Origin of the sequence: Streptomyces blattellae, assembly GCF_009709555.1 — a bacterium.
GTDB lineage: Bacteria > Actinomycetota > Actinomycetes > Streptomycetales > Streptomycetaceae > Streptomyces > Streptomyces blattellae.
In genome coordinates this window covers 168,863-186,790 of sequence record NZ_WJBG01000127.1, presented here as the reverse complement: position 1 = coordinate 186,790, position 17,928 = coordinate 168,863, and the positions used below count along the sequence as shown (strand labels likewise).

Annotated in this window: 15 protein-coding genes; 4 read left to right on the top strand and 11 right to left on the bottom strand. The window is 71.0% G+C overall.

Features of this window, described 5'->3' with window-relative positions; translation table 11 throughout:
- Positions 1–190: 190 nt before the first annotated feature.
- From pcaDC to GFH49_RS12270, 7 genes are all read right to left on the bottom strand, one after another.
- Positions 191–1,312 carry a bifunctional 3-oxoadipate enol-lactonase/4-carboxymuconolactone decarboxylase PcaDC gene (gene pcaDC / locus GFH49_RS12300; protein ID WP_155055878.1) on the bottom strand — a complete coding sequence of 374 codons (1,122 nt, stop codon included), beginning with the start codon at positions 1,310–1,312 and terminating at the stop codon, positions 191–193.
- Positions 1,309–2,604 (bottom strand): 3-carboxy-cis,cis-muconate cycloisomerase, encoded by a 1,296-nt coding sequence (gene pcaB, locus GFH49_RS12295; protein WP_155055877.1) that lies wholly within the window; start codon positions 2,602–2,604, stop codon positions 1,309–1,311. The genes pcaDC and pcaB overlap by 4 nt, the downstream gene beginning before the upstream one ends.
- On the bottom strand, positions 2,601–3,221 hold the full coding sequence (gene pcaG, locus GFH49_RS12290; protein ID WP_155055876.1) for a protocatechuate 3,4-dioxygenase subunit alpha: 621 nt from the start codon (positions 3,219–3,221) through the stop codon (positions 2,601–2,603). Before pcaG ends, pcaB begins: the two co-directional genes overlap by 4 nt.
- A gap of 6 nt (positions 3,222–3,227) precedes the next feature.
- The gene (gene pcaH, locus GFH49_RS12285; RefSeq protein ID WP_155055875.1) at positions 3,228–4,001 is read right to left on the bottom strand and encodes a protocatechuate 3,4-dioxygenase subunit beta; all 774 of its coding nucleotides are present in this window, start codon (positions 3,999–4,001) and stop codon (positions 3,228–3,230) included.
- A 103-nt stretch (positions 4,002–4,104) separates the two neighbouring features.
- The gene (locus tag GFH49_RS12280; protein WP_155055952.1) at positions 4,105–5,307 is read right to left on the bottom strand and encodes a thiolase family protein; all 1,203 of its coding nucleotides are present in this window, start codon (positions 5,305–5,307) and stop codon (positions 4,105–4,107) included.
- 20 nt (positions 5,308–5,327) lie between these two features.
- Positions 5,328–5,972: a CoA transferase subunit B gene (locus tag GFH49_RS12275; protein WP_155055874.1), complete on the bottom strand. Its 645-nt coding sequence runs from the start codon at positions 5,970–5,972 to the stop codon at positions 5,328–5,330.
- A complete protein-coding gene (locus GFH49_RS12270) occupies positions 5,972–6,727 on the bottom strand; it encodes a CoA transferase subunit A (RefSeq protein ID WP_155055873.1) in 756 nt (251 codons plus the stop codon). The genes GFH49_RS12275 and GFH49_RS12270 overlap by 1 nt, the downstream gene beginning before the upstream one ends.
- Positions 6,728–6,936: 209 nt before the next feature.
- On the opposite strand from GFH49_RS12270, the gene GFH49_RS12265 reads away from it, so the two are divergent.
- Positions 6,937–7,407, top strand: a complete 471-nt coding sequence (locus GFH49_RS12265) for a MarR family winged helix-turn-helix transcriptional regulator (protein ID WP_155055872.1) — start codon at positions 6,937–6,939, stop codon at positions 7,405–7,407.
- Positions 7,408–7,436: 29 nt separating this feature from the next.
- Here GFH49_RS12265 and GFH49_RS12260 read toward each other — a convergent pair whose 3' ends face one another.
- Both GFH49_RS12260 and GFH49_RS12255 read right to left on the bottom strand, forming a co-directional pair.
- Entirely contained in the window at positions 7,437–8,408 is a 972-nt protein-coding gene (locus GFH49_RS12260) for a DUF3048 domain-containing protein (RefSeq protein ID WP_155055871.1), read from the bottom strand.
- 152 nt (positions 8,409–8,560) lie between these two features.
- Positions 8,561–9,631, bottom strand: a complete 1,071-nt coding sequence (locus tag GFH49_RS12255; RefSeq protein ID WP_155055870.1) for an ATP-dependent DNA ligase — start codon at positions 9,629–9,631, stop codon at positions 8,561–8,563.
- A gap of 75 nt (positions 9,632–9,706) precedes the next feature.
- Here GFH49_RS12255 and ligD point away from each other — a divergent pair, with 75 nt between their 5' ends.
- The gene (ligD, locus tag GFH49_RS12250) at positions 9,707–10,756 is read left to right on the top strand and encodes a non-homologous end-joining DNA ligase (protein ID WP_155055869.1); all 1,050 of its coding nucleotides are present in this window, start codon (positions 9,707–9,709) and stop codon (positions 10,754–10,756) included.
- A gap of 20 nt (positions 10,757–10,776) precedes the next feature.
- On the opposite strand, the gene GFH49_RS12245 is transcribed toward ligD, so the two are convergent.
- Positions 10,777–12,924 (bottom strand): OmpL47-type beta-barrel domain-containing protein, encoded by a 2,148-nt coding sequence (locus tag GFH49_RS12245; protein WP_196217958.1) that lies wholly within the window; start codon positions 12,922–12,924, stop codon positions 10,777–10,779.
- Between the two features lie 44 nt (positions 12,925–12,968).
- Complete coding sequence (locus GFH49_RS12240; protein ID WP_196217951.1) at positions 12,969–15,449, bottom strand: ThuA domain-containing protein; 2,481 nt, start codon at positions 15,447–15,449, stop codon at positions 12,969–12,971.
- Positions 15,450–15,638: 189 nt separating this feature from the next.
- Between GFH49_RS12240 and GFH49_RS12235 the strand changes: the two genes are divergently transcribed.
- Together GFH49_RS12235 and GFH49_RS12230 are read left to right on the top strand one after the other, a co-directional pair.
- A complete protein-coding gene (locus tag GFH49_RS12235; protein WP_155055867.1) occupies positions 15,639–16,610 on the top strand; it encodes a multicopper oxidase domain-containing protein in 972 nt (323 codons plus the stop codon).
- A gap of 107 nt (positions 16,611–16,717) precedes the next feature.
- Positions 16,718–17,722 (top strand): LacI family DNA-binding transcriptional regulator, encoded by a 1,005-nt coding sequence (locus GFH49_RS12230; RefSeq protein ID WP_155055866.1) that lies wholly within the window; start codon positions 16,718–16,720, stop codon positions 17,720–17,722.
- Positions 17,723–17,928 lie beyond the last annotated feature (206 nt).

Sequence of the window (17,928 nt, the reverse complement as noted above, 5' to 3'; positions counted from 1 at the left end):
GGGACATGCCTCCACCGTAGGCACATGGGCCGGGTATCTGCCGGGTGTGTCGTCGAGGCCGTGTCCCGCTTCATGGGGTGAGCGGCCTTGCCCGACGCTTTCCGGTGAGCCGCGTGTCGGCCACCCCATGAGCCAAGGCCACCGGGGCGCACGGCGGCTGACCTGCCGTCAGCGCCAGGCGCCGGCAGGGTCACCCCGCTGAGGTGTCCTCCTCGGCCAGTACCCGCTGGGCCGTCGCGAACGCCGAGTTCGCCGCCGGCACCCCGCAGTACACGGCGGTCTGCAGCAGCACCGCGCCGATCTCCTCGGGGGTCAGCCCGCCCCGCCGCGCGGCCCGCACATGCATGGCCAGCTCGTCGTGGTGCCCCTGGGCGACCAGCGCCGTCAGCGTGATCATGCTGCGCTCGCGGCGCGAGAGTGTCGGATCGGTCCAGATCTCGCCCCAGGCGTAGCGCGAGATGAAGTCCTGGAAGCGGGCGGTGAAGGGGGTCTGCCGGTCCTGCGCCCGGTCGACGTGTGCGTCGCCGAGCACCTCGCGCCGTACCTCCATGCCGCGCAGGGCGGGACCGTCGAAGTGCGCGCGCAGGGCGCCGAGCACCGCCTCGGGGCGCTCGGCGGGCGCCAGATGCGAGGCCCCGGGGATCTCCACCAGCGCGGCACCCGGCACCGCGTCCGCGATCTCCCGCAGATGCGCGGGCGGCGTGGCCGGGTCCTCGCGCCCGGCGATCAGCAGGGTGGGCGCGGAGATCTCGGGCAGCCGGTCGCGGAGGTCGAAGGCGGCGAGCGCGTCACAGAGGGCGGCGTACGCGCCCGGATCGCTGTCCCGCATGTCCTGGACCAGCCGGGGCACGGTGAACCCCGGCGTGAACCAGCGGTCGTTCGCGCTCTGCGCGAGCCCCGCCACCCCTTCGGCCCGCACCAGCGCGGCCCGCTCCTGCCACGGCTTGGAGCCGCCGTAGTGGGCCGACGAGCAGATCACCGCCAGGGACTCCACCCGCCCGGGGTGGTGCACCGCGAGCTGCAGTCCCACCGAACCGCCGATCGAGACACCGGCGTAACGGAACCGCTCGATGCCGAGCGAGTCGGCGAGTGCCAGCACCAGGTCGGCGAGGTCACCCATCGTCGCGCCCGCCGCGATGAGACCGGCCGCCGAACCGCCCTGCCCCGGCAGGTCCCAGCGGATCACCCGATGCGTGGCCGACAGCTCCGGCGCGACCTTGTCCCACAGGGCGTACGAGGTGCCGACCGAGGGGCCGAGGAGCAGCGGAGGTGCGGAAGCGGGGCCTTCGGCAAGGTGGTTGAGGAGTTTCAACGTCGCTCCAAAGCGCGGTCGGTGAGGGCTCCGGCGGAGCCGGTGTAATGGGCGGGGTCCAGATCGGCGTCCCGCAACTCCGGTGCCTCGGCGAGCGGGCGCCCCTCGGACGCCAGCCGGGTGAGCAACTCCTTGGCGCGGGCCCGGCCCAGCACCGGGGCCAGCTCGGCGGACAGCCGTTCCGAGACGATCAACCCCTGGGTGAGATCAAGGTGTTCGCGCATGACATCGTGCCCGACCCGCAGCCCCTCGGCCAGTTCCACGGCATCCCGGGCGGCCCCGCCGGCCAGTCGCAGCAGCTCCCTGAGCGGCTCCCACTCCGCGTGCCAGGCCCCGGCAGGCCGCTCGTCCTCCGCCGCCAGCGACCCGTACAGCGTCGCGGCGAGCTGAGGTGCCCGTCGCGCGGCGGCGGCGATGAGGGTGGACCGTACCGGATTGGACTTGTGCGGCATCGCGGACGAGCCGCCGCCGCTGCCCTCCGCGACCTCGGCGATCTCGGTGCGGGAGAGGGTGAGGACGTCCACCGCGACCTTGCCGAGCGCGCCCGCCGTGAAGGCGAGGCAACCGGCCAGATCGGCGATGGGCGTCCGCAGGGTGTGCCAGGGCAACGGGGGCGCCCGAAGGCCGAGTTCGCGGGCGTACGCCTCCGGGAGAGAGACGGCGTCCTCGGCGCCGTACGCCCCGAAGGCCGCCAACGTCCCGGCGGCACCGCCGAGTTGCGCGGGCAGTCCGTCCCGTACGGCGGTCACCCGGTCCCGCGCGTCGAGCACCAGCGACCGCCACCCGGCCGCCTTCAGCCCGAACGTCGTCGGTACGGCGTGCTGGGTGAGCGTCCGTCCCGGCATCGCGGTGTCGCGGTGCTCGGCGGCCAGCCGGGCCAGCGCCCGCTCCGTGCGGCCGAGGTCGGCCAGGACGAGGTCCAGGGCACGGGCGGCGACCAGCATCGTCGCCGTGTCCATGATGTCCTGGCTGGTCGCGCCCCGGTGGACATAGGGGCCGTACTCCTCGCCGACCGCCCTGGTCAGATCCGCGACCAGGGGAATGACCGGATTCCCGCCGCCCCGCGCCCGCTCGGCGATCGAGGCGACGTCGAAGTGCCGGGCATCAGCCGCCTCGGTCACCGCGGTCGCGGCCTCGGCCGGGGCGAGGCCCAGCGCGGCCTGGACGCGGGTCAGCGCGGCTTCCGCGTCGAGCAGCGCCGTCAGATAGGCGCCGTCGCCGGTGGCCGCGGCGGCGGGGGAGCGCGCCCACCCGGGGGCGAGCAGGCCGGTGTCGGGATCGGCAGCTGTCACTGGAACTCCAGGAAGACCGTTTCGCCTTCGCCCTGAAGGCGGATGTCGAAACGGTATGTGCCGTTACGGTATGTGCCGTTGCCCTCGTCCGTGGCGATCAGCGTGTCGCGTCGGTCCTGGTCCAGCTGCGCCAGCAGCGGGTCGGCGGCCAGCGCGGCCTCGTCGCCCGGCAGATAGATCCGGGTGAACAGATGCACCAGCAGCCCCCGCGCGAAGACGCACACGCTGATGTACGGCGCACTCCGCCCCCGCGCCCCGGGCCGCAGCGTCCGCGCGCTCCAGTGGCCGTCGGCGTCCGTCTGGATCCGCCCCCAGCCGGTGAACTCCACGCCGTTGCGGCCCAGGAAGCCGCCGCTCGCCGGGTCGCGCCGCATCGAACCGTCGACCTGCGGCACCCGGCCGTCCGGGTCGGCGCCCCACAGCTCCACGAACGCGTCCGGCAGCGGGTTGCCCTCGCCGTCGAGGACGTACCCCTGCAGCACGATCGTGTCGGGGTGGCCGATCGGGGCGATGTCGCCGCCGCCGGGGAAGGGCAGGGCATGACCGTAGAAGGGGCCGACCGTGTGGGAGGGCGTCGGGAGCACGGCCTCGGGATCGCTCGTGTCGATCTTCGTCATCGTGGGTCAGCGTCCCTCTTCGATCCAGGTGGCGTTCGGTCCGTCGAGCACGATGTCCCAGTGGTAGCCCATCGAGAACTCCGGCACCGACAGGCTGTGGTCGTACGTCGCCACCAGCCGCTGCCGGGCCGCGTCGTCGGTCACCGACTGGATGATCGGGTCGTACGGGAACAGCGGGTCGCCCGGGAAGTACATCTGCGTCACCAGCCGCTGCGTGAACGCCGTACCGAAGAACGAGAAGTGGATGTGGGCCGGCCGCCAGGCGTTGACGTGCTGGCGCCAGGGGTACGGGCCCGGCTGGATGGTGGTGAACGTGTAGCAGCCGCCGTCGTCGGTCAGCGTGCGGCCCGCGCCCGAGAAGTTCGGATCCAGCGGCGCGTCGTGCTGTTCGCGCTGATGCGCGTACCGGCCCGCCGAGTTGGCCTGCCAGATCTCGATCAGCTGTCCCCGGATCGGGCGCCCGTCCCGGTCGAGCAGCCGCCCGGAAACGGTGATCCGCTCACCGATCGGCTCGCCGTTGTGCTGCCGGGTGAGGTCATTGTCGACCCCGGTGATGTCCCGCGCCCCGAACGCCGGGGAGGCCAGCTCCACCAGCTCCGGGTCCTTGGTGACGTCGATGGCGACCGGCGGCTGCTTCGGATGCCTCAGGACCGAGGAGCGGTACGGGGCGTAGTCGCGGCGCGGGTGATGCTCGACGGGGGCTCCGCCGGCGATCCGCTTCGCGTAGGCGGCGTGCTCGGCGGCGATTTCCTGGTCGATGTCGTGCTGGGTGAGAGTCATGGGCGGTTCCTGGGGGTTCCTGACGGTCTCGTGAACGTGGGGGTGCGGGACTGTGCCGATATGCGGCTCCGCCGCGCGGGAGCGGCCAGCCACATCCGGCCCGCTACCGTTCGAGGACGAGAGCGAGCCCCTGGCCCACACCGATGCACAGCGTGGCGACGCCAACCCCACTGCCCCGGCTGGCGAGTTGATGGGCGACGGTACCCGCGAGGCGCGCGCCGGACGCACCCAGCGGATGCCCCAGCGCGATCGCGCCACCCCGCGGATTGAGGATCGCCGGATCGAACTCGGGCCACTCGGCGACGCACCCCAGCACCTGCGCGGCGAACGCCTCGTTCAGCTCCAGCACCGACAGGTCACCGAACCCCTTGCCCGCCTTGGCCAGCGCACGCGTCACCGCCTCGACGGGGGCGAGTCCGAAGTAGTGCGGGTCGAGGGCGCTGACGCCGGTCGCGGAGACCCGGGCGAGCGGCTCGCGGCCCGTGGCCCTCAGGCCCTCCTCGTCGACGAGGAGCAGCGCGGCGGCGCCGTCGTTCAAAGGCGAGGCGTTGCCTGCCGTGACCGTGCCGCCGTCCTTCCTGAACGACGGCTTCAGCTTGGCCATCGCCTCCAGGGAGGCATCCGCCCGTACGCATTCGTCCGCGCCGAAGACCACCGGCTCACCCTTGCGCCGCGGAATCGGCACCGGCGCCAGCTCGGCGTCGAACAGGCCCTCGGCCCGCGCCTTGGCGGCCTTCTGATGGGAGGCCAGCGCGAACTCGTCCTGCTGCTCGCGGCTGATCTTGTGCTTCTCGGCGATCAGCTCCGCGCTCTCGCCCAGCGGAATGGTCCACTGCGGCTCCATCTTCGGGTTGACCATGCGCCAGCCGAGCGTGGTGGAGTACAGCTCGGCGTGCCCCGCCGGGAACGGCTTGTCCGACTTCGGCAGCACGTACGGCGCCCGCGTCATCGACTCCACACCACCCGCTACGGCGATGGAGGCGTCCCCGAGGGCGATCGCGCGGGCCGCCTGGACGACCGCCTCCAGGCCGGAGGCGCACAGCCGGTTCACGGTGACGCCCGGCACGCTGGTGGGGAGTCCGGCCAGCAGCGCGGCCATGCGGCCGACGTTGCGGTTCTCCTCGCCGGCGCCGTTGGCGTTGCCGAAGTAGACGTCCTCGATCCGGGACGGGTCCAACCGCGGTGTGCGGGCGAGGAGTTCACGGATGGCATGGGCACCCAGGTCGTCCGGGCGCACGCCCGCCAGACCGCCGTTGTAGCGGCCGATCGGCGTACGCACCGCGTCGACGATGTAGACGTTCTTCACTGCGGACTTCACTGCGGACATCACTTCAGGCCCTCCGCTACGGTCAGTTTGGCGTCGGTCTTGGCGGTGATCTCCTCGACGCCCACCCCGGGCGCCGTCTCGACGAGCACCAGACCGTCGCCGGTCACGTCCAGTACACCGAGGTCGGTGATGATCCGGTTCACACACGCCTTCCCGGTGAGCGGCAGCGCGCACTCCTCCATGATCTTCGGGGAGCCGTCCTTGGCGGCGTGTGTCATCACCACGATCACCGTACGGGCGCCGTGCACCAGGTCCATCGCGCCGCCGATCCCGGTGATCAGCTTGCCGGGAATGGCCCAGTTCGCCAGGTCCCCGCGGGCGGAGACCTGTATGGCGCCCAGCACGGCGACGTCGATGTGCCCGCCGCGGATCATCGAGAAGGACAGCGCCGAGTCGAAGAAGGACGCGCCGGGCAGGACCGTGACGGTCTCCTTGCCCGCGTTGATCAGGTCGGGGTCGACCTGGTCCTCGGTCGGGTAGGGGCCGGTGCCGAGGATGCCGTTCTCCGACTCCAGGACCACCTCGACGCCCGGCGGGAGGTGGTGGGGGATCAGGGTCGGCAGGCCGATGCCGAGATTGACGTACTGGCCGTCCCGAAGCTCCCGCGCCGCGCGGGCGGCCATCTGCTCACGCGTCCAGGCCATCAGCTGCTCACCGTCCGCTGCTCGATCTTCTTGTCCGCGGCCTGCTCCGGGGTCAGGGCGAGGACCCGCTGCACGAAGATGCCGGGCACATGCACCGCGTCCGGGTCGATCGCGCCGGGCTCGACGAGTTCCTCGACCTCGGCGAGCGTCACCCGGCCCGCCATGGCCGCGAGCGGGTTGAAGTTCCGCGAGGACCTGTTGAAGACCAGGTTGCCGTGCCGGTCGCCTTTCGCCGCCCGTACCAGCGCGAAGTCGGTGCGGATGCCGCGTTCCAGCACGTACTCCACACCGTCGAACTCCCGCACCTCCTTCGCCGGGGAGGCGAGTGCGACGCCGCCGGAGCCGTCGTAGCGCCAGGGCAGTCCGCCCTCGGCGACCTGGGTGCCGACGCCGGCGGGGGTGTAGAAGGCGGGGATGCCGGCCCCGCCGGCCCGCAGCCGCTCGGCGAGCGTGCCCTGCGGGATCATCTCCACCTCAAGCTCACCGGCCAGGTACTGCCGCGCGAACTCCTTGTTCGCCCCGATGTAGGAGCCGGTGACCCGGGCGATCCGGCCCGCGGCGAGCAGTACGGCGAGGCCGGACTCCATCGCCCCGCAGTTGTTGGACACGACGCCCAGACCGCTCACGCCCCGCTCGTACAACGCCTCGATCAATACGTTCGGCACACCGCTCAGCCCGAATCCGCCGACCGCGAGCGTCGCGCCGTCCGGCACATCGGCCACCGCCTCCAGGGCGGTGGCGACCACCTTGTCCATCCGTGAAGCCCCATCCCATCAGACTCTCAGACCCGAAATAGTCAGAGCACTGACTATCCGACGAGGTGTGCTTCACGCTGCCATCCGGGGGTCAGGGCGTCAAGCCCCAGATGACGGGCAGGACAAGGAAGGAGGGGGATGCGATATCGTTCAGTGCACAAATGAAATACCGCACCGACGAAGTTCTGCACCGACGCTGAGGAGCACACATGGCCGCGGTGGACCTCGCCACCCACCCCGGGCACCTGGCCCGGCGCCTCCAGCAGGCCCACCACCTGCTGTGGAACACCATGGTCTCCGAGGAGATCACGTCACCGCAGTTCGCCGTCCTCAACGCGCTCGTCGCCGAGCCGGGCCTGGACCAGCGCACGGTGGGGGAGCGGGTAGGGCTCGACCGGTCCACCATCGCGGAGGTGATCAGTCGGCTCGGCCGCCGCGGCCTGCTCGACAAGGTGCGCGACCCGCAGGACGGGCGCCGCTTCCTGCTGCGGCTGACGGACGAGGGCGCGCGGACCCACCGCAAGCTCACGGTGCGCACGGCCCGCATGAACCAGGTCTTCCTGGCCCCGCTCTCCGCCGCGGAGCAGACCGTCTTCTTCGACCTCATCCGCCGTGTCTCGGACGCGGCGGAGGAGCTCCGCAATCCGGCGGAACCCCTCACGGCGTCGAAGGCGGGCTAGCCGAGGGCCCGACCTGCGGCACACGAGGGTCAGGCCTGCGCGAAGACCACCCACACCTGGCCCTCGGCGAAGTTCACCGGCGCCCCGCCGTCGGTCGTGAAGTCCGTGCCGTCGGCGGCTCGGGCGCGCTTCCAGTTCACGTCGAAGGACTTCCCGTCGCGCAGCACCTCGGCCCGTCCCTCGCCCACCGTCTCGGTGTACGGCGAGGTGTTGCCGAGGCGGTCGTGGAAGGCGGACGGGCGCACCGTCACGTACTGGACGACGACCGTCGCCGGTGCCACCCGCTGCCCGTCGGCGGTGACGGTGGGCGAACCGTCCATCGAGACCAGCCAGCGGTCACGGCTCTCGGACCAGGTGAACGTGAAGCGGGCGGCCGGGTAGCGCACGGTCAGGGAGTTCTCCGGTGTGCCGCCCGAGGGAGCGGTGCCGTAGCGGAATCCGGTGGTCAGCGCGTCCGCGCCGGGCGCGGAGGGCATCAGCCGGTCAGGTCGCAGATAGAGGTTGTGCGGGGCGGGCATGGACGTGCCCCGGTAGTAGGCGCCGGGCGCCTCGCCGGGCGGCTCGGCGTCGAGGGGCGCCTCGTCGATCAGCGGCAGCAGTTTGCTCTGGGCCCCCGAGAAGGCGAGCGTGGGCCGGTCGAACTGGCGCAGCAGCTCCAGGTCGGACTCGCGGGCGCTGCGCACCGGGCCGATCGCCGGCGGCAGCTCGGTCGCGTACACCGCCATCAGCCGGCTCAGGCCGCCCTCGACCTGCTCGACGTACACGAGGTCGGCGGAGTCGAGCCCCGTGTGGGGGCGGGCCGAGCGGGCGTTGTCGATCTTCACGGCGAGCACCGGACCCTCGGCCGTCCGGCTCTGCGAAGGCCGCTCGCCCTGCTCCCGGCCCGGCCCGCGCCCGTCGTCGCCCGACGAGGTGCAGCCGGCCGCCAGGGAGAGCGTCATCGTGGCGGCCAGGAGCGCCACCGCCGTCGTGACGCGTCGTGTGCGCGCCCTTTGTCCCATGCCCACCGTTGCCACCTGTCTCGTGTCAACGATTGTGCACGTATGGTCGATTTATAGCTATACCTGTTTTGGCTATACCTGTTTTGGCTATACCTGTTCTGGCTGCACCTGTTTTCAGCTGTACGTGTTTCAGCTGTACCTGATCGTGGGTCTCAGTCCACGGGCCCGAAGATCTCCGCCAGGTCGTAGCCGACCGGCTCCTCCAGCTGGGCGTAGGTGCAGCCGTGCGGTTCCCGGTCCGGGCGCCAGCGGCGGAAGCGGGCCGTGTGCCGGAAGCGCACCCCGTTCTCCATGTGGTCGTACGCCACCTCGACGACCCGCTCCGGCCGCAACGGCACCCAGGACAGGTCCTTCTTGCCGGACCAGCGGCTGGGCGCCCCGGGCAGCCGCGCCGACTCGTGCGCGGCCTCCTCGGCCCAGGCCGCCCAGGGGTGCCCGGCGACATCGTCCATCCGCAACGGCTCCAGCTCCTCGACGAGTTCGGCCCGGCGCTGCATCGAGAAGGCGGCGGACACGCCCACGTGCTGGAGGGTGCCCCGGTCGTCGTAGAGGCCGAGCAGCAGCGAGCCCACGACCGGGCCGCTCTTGTGGAAGCGGTAGCCCGCGACGACGACGTCCGCCGTGCGCTCGTGCTTGATCTTGAACATCGCGCGCTCGTCCTGGAGGTAGTGCAGACCGAGCGGCTTGGCGATCACGCCGTCGAGGCCCGCGCCCTCGTACTGGTCGAACCACTGCCGCGCCACATCGATGTCGGTCGTCGCCGGTGCCAGGTGCACGGGCGCCGTCACCCCCTCCAGCGCCCTGGTCAGCAGGGCCCGGCGGTCGCTCAGCGGAACGTCCAGCAGCGACTCGTCCGCCAGGGCCAGCAGGTCGAAGGCGACGAAGGAGGCCGGGGTCTTCTCGGCGAGCATCCGCACCCGGGAGTCCGCCGGGTGGATGCGTTCGGTGAGCGCGTCGAAATCGAGCCGCCCCTCGCGAGCGATCACGATCTCGCCGTCCATGACGCAGCGCTTCGGCAGCCTCTCCCGCAACGCCATCACCAGCTCCGGAAAGTACCTGGTCAGTGGCTTGCCCGTGCGGCTGCCGAGTTCCACGTCGGTGCCGTCGCGGAACACGATCGCGCGGAAGCCGTCCCACTTCGCCTCATAGTGCATGTCCGGCGGGATCTTCGCGACCGACTTCGCGAGCATCGGCTTCACGGGTGGCATCACGGGGAGGTCCATGCTCTGAATTCTGCGCGCGTGCGGCCGTGCACGCCCGGTGTGCGAGGTGCGGGTGGGGGGCCTACCGTGGCTCGCATGGGCGAAGCGGTGCAACTGGAGGCGGGCGGCCGGACCGTACGGCTGTCCAGTCCGGGCAAGATCTTCTTTCCGGAGCGCGGTTTCACCAAGCTGGACCTGGCCCGGTACTACATCGCCGTCGGCCCCGGCATCCTGCGCGCCCTGCGCGACCGCCCCACCACCCTGGAGCGCTACCCGGACGGCGTGACCGGCGAGAACTTCTTCCAGAAGCGGGCCCCGAAGAACATGCCCGACTGGATCCCCACCGCCCACATCACCTTTCCCAGCGGACGCAGCGCCGAGGAGATGTGCCCCACGGAGGAGGCCGCCGTCGTATGGGCCGCCCAGTTCGGCACCCTCACCTTCCATCCCTGGCCGGTGCGCCGCGACGACGTCGACCACCCCGACGAACTCCGCATCGACCTCGACCCGCAGCCCGGCACCGACTTCGCGGACGCCGTCCGCGCCGCCCATGAACTGCGCGCCGTGCTCGACGAGTTCGGCGGCCTGCGCGGTTTCCCCAAGACCTCCGGCGGACGCGGCCTGCATGTCTTCGTGCCCATCGAGCCCCGCTGGACCTTCACCCAGGTCCGCCGCGCGGCGATCGCCGTCGGCCGGGAGCTGGAACGCCGGATGCCGGACCACGTGACCATCAAGTGGTGGAAGGAGGAGCGGGGGCAGAAGATCTTCGTGGACTACAACCAGACCGCCAGGGACCGCACCATCGCCTCCGCCTACTCCGTACGACCCCGCCCGCACGCCCCGGTCTCCGCGCCCCTGCGCTGGGACGAGGTCGGCGTCGCCCATCCCCGGGACTTCGACCTCGCGACGATGCCGGTGCGCTTCGCCGACGTGGGCGATGTGCACGCCGGCATGGACGACCACCGCTACTCCCTTCAGGCCCTGCTGGACCTGGCCGCCAAGGACGAGCGCGAGCACGGGCTCGGCGACCTGCCGTACCCGCCCGAGTATCCGAAGATGCCGGGCGAGCCCAAGCGGGTCCAGCCGAGCCGGGCCAGGAAGGCGGCGCCCCCCGAGGAGGCGCCGCCCGAACCTACGACTCAGTGATGTCTACGACTCCGTGACGGCTACAGCTCCTTGATCCTGATGTCGCGGTACGAGACGACATCCGTGGTGCCGTGCACCTGGAGCCCGATGTAGCCGGAGGCGAACCGCCGTCCGTCCGTGCCCGGGTCGTCCGAGCGGGGCGGGACGAAGTCCTGGCCGCCGGTGTTGTCGAACTCGTTGATCAGCACGCCGTTGCGGTAGACCGAGTAGTGCTGGTCGACCACGCGGATCTCGTAGTCGTTCCACGTGCCCTTCTGGGTGACGCCCGCACCGGCGAGCCCCACCCGGTCGAAGCCGTAGACCGAGCCGGTCTTGTACATGTCGCCGTCGGGCCGGTCGAGCACCTGCACCTCGTGCCCGTACTTGATCGCGACCCACTCCGGCCGGGACTCCTCCGGATGGTCATGGACGTACGGGAACCGCACGAACACACCGGAGTTGGCGTTGCCCGTGCCGGGCGCGTCGTCCCGCCACTGGAGCCGGAGCGAGAAGTCGCCGTACTTGCGCTCCGGGAACCACAGCATGCCCAGGCCCGCCTGCGTGGTGCCGCTGGTCATCGACCCGTCGGGGTTGAGCCCGAACGAACCGCCGCCCACGTGCTGCCAGTCGGCGAAGGAGCCCGCGGTGCCGTCGAAGATCGTGCGGTAGCCCTCGGTCTGGCCGGGCCTGCCGATGCCGGACTCACGGGCGGCCTCCAGGATCGCGTCGTGCTCCCGCTGGTCGACGACGCCTTCGCCGAGGAGCGCGTCCAGGACCGTTTCCACGTGCTTCAGGAACAGCGCGTGGGACGTCCACTCCTTCTCGTCCTCGATCAACTCGTTGACGCGGCACCGGTTGTCGGTGACGCGGTTCGGCACACCCGAGTCGACCGTCCCGACGACGACCGTCAACCGCTCGTCGAACTCCGGGCAGTTGGGCGCGGGAACCCCGCCGCCGGCCACCACCGTGAAGCTCACCGTCCGCGGTTCGGAGGTGTTGCCCGCCGTGTCGCGCGCCCGGTAGGCCACGGTGTGCGGGCCCACCCGGTCGACGATCACGGGCGCGGTGTAGGCCAGGTAGGGACCGCCGTCGAGCGAGTACTCGATGCCCGCGACCTCGCCGCCGTGATCGGTCGCGCTCACGGTGACCCTGGCGTTGCCCACGTACGCCCCGACGGAGTTCCGCGTGCCGTCGACGGTCACGCCGGTGACGGGCGGGGTGGTGTCCTGCTCAGGCGCCGGGACGACCGTGAACCGCACGTCCTTCCCGGCGGCCGTGTTGCCCGCCTTGTCGGTGGCGCGGTAGCGCACGGTGTGCGTGCCGGCCTGGTGCACCATCACCGGTGCGGTGTACGGCTGCCAGGCGCCGTCGCCGACCGCGTACTCGATGGTGTTGACCCCGGAACCTGTGTCGGAGGCGGAGACGGTGACCGTGGCCATGTCGATGTAGGCCCCGTCCGCGTTCTGCTCGCCGGTCACCGTCGCGGACGTCTCGGGCGGTGTCTCGTCGTCGGTCGACGGCGCTACGACCGTGAACGCGACGCTCTTCTCGGCCGCCGTGTTCCCCGCCTTGTCCAGGGCGCGGTAGCGGACCTGGTGGCTGCCGACCTGATCGACGACGACCGGTGCGGTGTACGGCTGCCAGGCGCCGGTGTCACCGATCGCGTACTCGATCCGGTCCACACCCGAGCCGCCCTCGTCGGTGGCGTCGATCGCCACGCTCGCCGAACCGACGTAGTCGCCCTGCGCGTTCTGCGCGCCGGTGACCCGGGCCGAGGTCTCGGGCGGGGTGGTGTCCTCGCCGCTGCCCTCGGTCACCACGAGGATGCCCTGCATCTGGCCGTGGCCCGGGATCGTGCAGAAGTAGCGGTAGCGGCCGGGGGTGAGCGTGACCTCGGCGGTGTAGCGGCCGCCCTGGTCGTCGTTCGGGTTGGCCAGGATGTTCAGCGGGACGTCGTTGTTGTACTCCGGGTCGGAGACGTCGAACGTCAGAGTGTGCGGCATGCCCGTGGTGTTGCCGGTCGCCACACTGTTCTCGAAGACGATCGTCGTCGGACCTGCCACGGCCGTCGTCGGCGCGGACGCGTACTTGGTGATGTCGTCGTCGGCGGTCCAGGTGAGCGTCTGGGCGGCGGCGGCCTGCGGCTCCGGCTGCCCTGCGGCGGGCGGGCTCTGGAGCCCCAGCATCATCAGCAGCGCGGCCAGCAGGGCCGTCAGGATTCGTCGTCGGCGTATCACTGAGACCCCCTGGCCAGCTGGTCGGCGGCCGGTGTCGCGCCACCGCCGGTGTAAGTGACCCGCCACAGCGCCGACTTGGCGTCCGACGTGAAGAAGCCGCGCCCGTAGTCGAGGGCGTACAGGGCCCCGTCCGGACCGAACTTCCAGTCCATGAGGTTCTTGATGCCGTCGTTGCCGATCGGCACGATCTTCTTCAGCGACTCCGAGTGGATCGGCAGACCGCCGTCACCGTGGGTCTTCGGGTCGGTGATGACGGCGTTGCGCGGCTGGTCGGCGTCGTAGAAGTCACCGACGAACCACTTGCCGTCCCAGTAGGAAGGCCACTTCGTCGCGCTCGTGCTCTGCGCGTCGTACCGGTAGACCGGCCCGTTCATCGCGGCCTGGCTGCCGCCCTTGAGCCACGGCAGCAGGTACGTGGCCTCATCCTGCCGGTACGAGGGGATGCCGTTCGCGTCGCGCGGGTAGTCGGGGGCGCCGCCCTGGGGCGAGTACCAGATGTTGTTTCCGGTGACCGGCGGCAGGTTGACCAGGCCGTCGTTGTTCGGCGACTCGTTCTTCGGGTTGTCGCAGTCGTACCAGCCCAGCGGCTGCGACGGATCGGGCAGATTGCGGTCGCGGTAGGGCTGCTCGTTGCCCATGCAGTACGGCCAGCCCCGGTTGCCCGCCTCGGTGATCACGGCGAACGTGTCGTACTTGGCCGGGCCCCAGGTCGGGGAGGGGGTGCCGGCGTCCGGGCCGACCCAGCCCGCGTACAGGGTGTCCGTCTTCTGGTCGACGGAGATCCGTGCCGGGTTCCTGACCCCCATGACGTAGATCTCGCCACGCGTCTTCCCGCCGCCCTCGTCGGTCTCCTCGCCGGTGAACAGGTTGCCCTCGGGGAGCGTGTAGGTCCCGTCGGGCTCCGGGTGGATGCGCAGGATCTTGCCGTTGAGGTTGTTGGTGTTGCCGGCGGTGCGGCGCGCGTCGGCGAAGGAGACGCCCTTGTAGTTGGGCTGCGGGTTGTTGCCCGAGTAACCGCCGCTGAAGCCACTGGAGTTGTTGTCGCCGGTCGCGATGTAGAGGTTGCCCTGGGAGTCCCAGGCCATCCCGCCGCCCGCGTGGCAGCAACTGTGGATCTGCACCGGCCACTTGAGCAGCACCTTCTCGCTGCTCAGAGCCAGCTTGTTGGTCGCAAGATCGAGCGTGAAGCGGGAGACCCGGCGCTCGGCCATGCGTGTGTCGCGGTTGATCTGGGAGTGCGGGGTGTAGTGCAGATACACCCAGCCGTTCCGCTCGAAGCCAGGGTCCAGCTCGATACCCAGCAGCCCCTCCTCGACCTTGGTCAGCTCGTCGCCGCCGCCCTTGTTGCCGAAGACGCTCAACGCGCCTGCCAGGGTGACCTTCCCGGTCTTCGGGTCGTAGACGTGGATCTCGCCCCTGCCCTTGCCGATGTCCGGGTCGTTCCAGTCGGTGACCACCGGCTGGGAGGAGTCGGCGCCGCCCCGGCCGATGTAGAGCACGCGTCCGTCGGGCGCGGTGACCAGGCCGTGCGGCTCGCCGATCTGGTCGTTCTGACCGGGCTGGTTGGGCTGGGTCAGGCGCTCCGCCGTGTAGTTGGCGTTGATCGTCGCCTTGCAGTCGGCCTGCGCCAGACGGGTCGTCCACAGCAGCGCGCCGCGCAGATGGGTGCGGAAGTCCGTCTCGTCGTACGACGACACCGTGCCGCCCATGCCGGTGTAGAAGGAGCGTCCGCCGTCGTAGTCGCGGCACCAGCTCACCGGGTGGTCCCAGCCGTTGGCGGTGGTGCCGGGCTGGTACGTCGACTCGCGGACGCGGGCGACGGTGTGCACCTCGCCGGACGGGTTCTTCACCCAGTTGAACCACTGGTCCGGCCGCTTCCACTGGACCGGCAGATCCCTGGTCGCCGGGTGCTGCCGGTCGCCGACCTCAACCGTCGCCCGCTGTACGGCGGTTGGGCCGGCGGCGGCCGGGCGGGCGCCGACCAGGCCGGTGAACCAGTCCGAGTACGGCTCCGCACGTGCCGCGTCGTGGACGCCGAGGAACCCGCCGCCCGCCTCCATGTAGGCCTCCAGGCCCGCCTCCTGCTCCGGGTCGAGGACATCGCCGCCGCCGGTCAGGAACACGATGGAGTTGAAGCGGCCGAGCCGGGTCTCGTCGGTGAAGACCGAGGCGTCGTCCGTGGCGGTGACCTCGAAACGCTGGTTCTCCGGTCCGGACAGGCCGATCTTCTCGATGGCCTCGATCCCGGCGTTCACGACCGGAGACTCCTCCCCGGCCGCCGCGGATCCGTAGAAGATCAGCACCTGTACGTTCGAGCCGCCCGGCGGCGACTTCACGGACATCGTTGTCAAGGGCGATCCCGGGTCGGGACGCGCGTTCGCAGTGGGACCCGACATGAGCCCGGCGGCGACGACGCCGGCGGTCACGACGGCCGCCCAGCCCCGTCTTCTTCTTGTGCTCAACCCTCGTAAGTGCATGGGCACCTCCTCGGTCACAGCGACAACCCCAAGGAAGCTAGACCTCTTTGCGTGACCCGCCAATACCTATGACCGCAATGGCACGAACTTTGTCCCGGGTGTGGAGAAACGGGGATGCGGCCGGTACCGTCTCACAAGTTCATCACAGGTGCGCCTCCGCAAGTTCCGTATCAGGGTGGGGAGTTCCGCATGGACAGACGCGGGTTCAACAGACGGGTGCTGCTGGGCGGCGCGGCCGTCGCGACATCGTTGTCCGTGGCCTCGGAGGCCGTCGGTGACGACGCCTCGGCGAAGAGCGCCGCGGCGAGTACGGCTCCGGCCGGCGGCGCGGTCAGGCACATCAAGCTGTACGCCGAGAAGTTCGCCGACGGGCAGCTGGGCTACGGCTTCGAGAAGGGAAAGGCGACCATCCCCGGGCCGCTGATCGAACTCAACGAGGGCGACACCCTGCACATCGAGTTCGAGAACACGACCGATGCGCGGGCGAGCCTGCACGTCCACGGCCTGGACTACGAAATCTCCAGTGACGGCACCAAGCTGACCAGGAGCGACGTCGAACCGGGCGGCACCCGCACCTACACCTGGCGCACCCACAAGCCCGGCCGCCGCGCCGACGGCACCTGGCGGGCGGGCAGCGCGGGCTACTGGCACTACCACGACCACGTCGTCGGCACCGACCACGGCACCGGCGGTATCCGCAAGGGCCTGTACGGTCCCGTGATCGTCCGTCGGCAGGGCGACGTGCTGCCCGACGCGACGCACACGATCGTCTTCAACGACATGCTGATCAACAACAGGCCGGCGCACTCGGGGCCCGACTTCGAGGCCACGATGGGCGATCGGGTCGAGTTCGTGATGATCACGCACGGCGAGTACTACCACACCTTCCACATGCACGGTCACCGCTGGGCGGACAACCGCACCGGCATGCTCACCGGCCCCGACGACCCGAGCCAGGTCGTCGACAACAAGATCGTGGGGCCGGCGGACTCCTTCGGCTTCCAGGTGATCGCGGGGGAGGGGGTGGGAGCGGGCGCGTGGATGTACCACTGCCATGTGCAGAGCCACTCCGACATGGGGATGGTGGGGCTGTTCCTGGTGAGGAAGGCGGACGGGACGATCCCCGGGTACGAGCCGCACGAGCATCAGCGGGAACACTGACGGACCTTGGGCGGTGACGGCGCCGAGAGCGCTCTCACACCGGCTCGTGGCGGGGGCTATCCTGATCGGCACCCGCCCAGGGCGAACAGCCCTTATGAGGAGCCCACGTGACCGAAACCGCGCCTCGTCCCACCCTGGAGGCCGTGGCAGCCCGAGCCGGGGTGTCACGGGCCACCGCGTCCCGGGTGGTGAACGGCGGGGACGGAGTGCGGGAACCTCTGGTGGAGCGGGTCCGGCGGGCGGTGGAGGAGCTGGGATACGTCCCCAATCAGGCCGCCCGCAGTCTCGTCACCCGGCGCCACGACGCCATCGCCGTCGTCGTCGCCGAACCGGAGACACGGGTCTTCGCCGACCCCTTCTTCGCGCTGCAGCTCCGCGGGATCAGCAAGGAGCTGACGGCCCACGACAACCAGCTCGTGCTGCTGCTCACCGAGGGCCGCGACGACCACGCGCGCGTGGGGCGCTATCTCGCCGGGGGCCATGTCGACGGAGCCCTCGTCTTCTCCCTGCACCTGGACGACCCCCTGCCCGAGTTGATCCAGCGCGCCGGAGTCCCGACCGTGTTCGGCGGCCGGCCCGGCTGGAGCGACGGCACGAGCGGCGTGGTCTACGTCGACAGCGACAACCGCGGCGGCGCCCGCGAGGCCGTACGCCATCTCGTCGGCCTCGGCCGCACCCGCGTCGCGCACATCACCGGCGCCCTCGACCAGACCTCCGCGGTGGACCGGCTCGACGGGTTCCGGGACGTCCTGGCCGACGCCGGCCCGCGGCTCGTCGTGGAGGGCGACTTCACGCCGGCCGGCGGTGAGCGGGCGATGCGGGAACTCCTCGACCGCTGCCCCGACGTGGACGCCGTCTTCGCCGCGAACGACCTGACCGCCGCGGGCGCCCTGCGGGTGCTGCGTGAGCGCGGGCGGCGGGTGCCGGACGATGTCGCCGTGATCGGTTTCGACGACATGCTGCCGGTGGCCGAACAGACCGACCCGCCGCTGACGACGGTCCGTCAGGACATCGAGGAGATGGGGCGGCTGATGGCGCGGCTGCTGCTCAGGGGTTCCGCGTCGGCAGGCGTGGTCCTGCCGACCACGCTGGTACGGCGGGCCTCCGCCTGACCGACCGGAGAACTCACCGCGTTCATCGCCGGCCGCACCCCCTGGCGACCGAGGGCCTGTTCCGAGTTCCCCGTCGTCCGCGCGAAGCGCGGGCACGGCGCCCGCGGCGGAGCCGCTGATGTCCGCAGTCGGGGCGTGCCGGACGTCGGGGGCAGGCGGGGAACTCAGCACGGGCCCTGAGCCCTGCGGCCGAGCCGAGCGCGGCA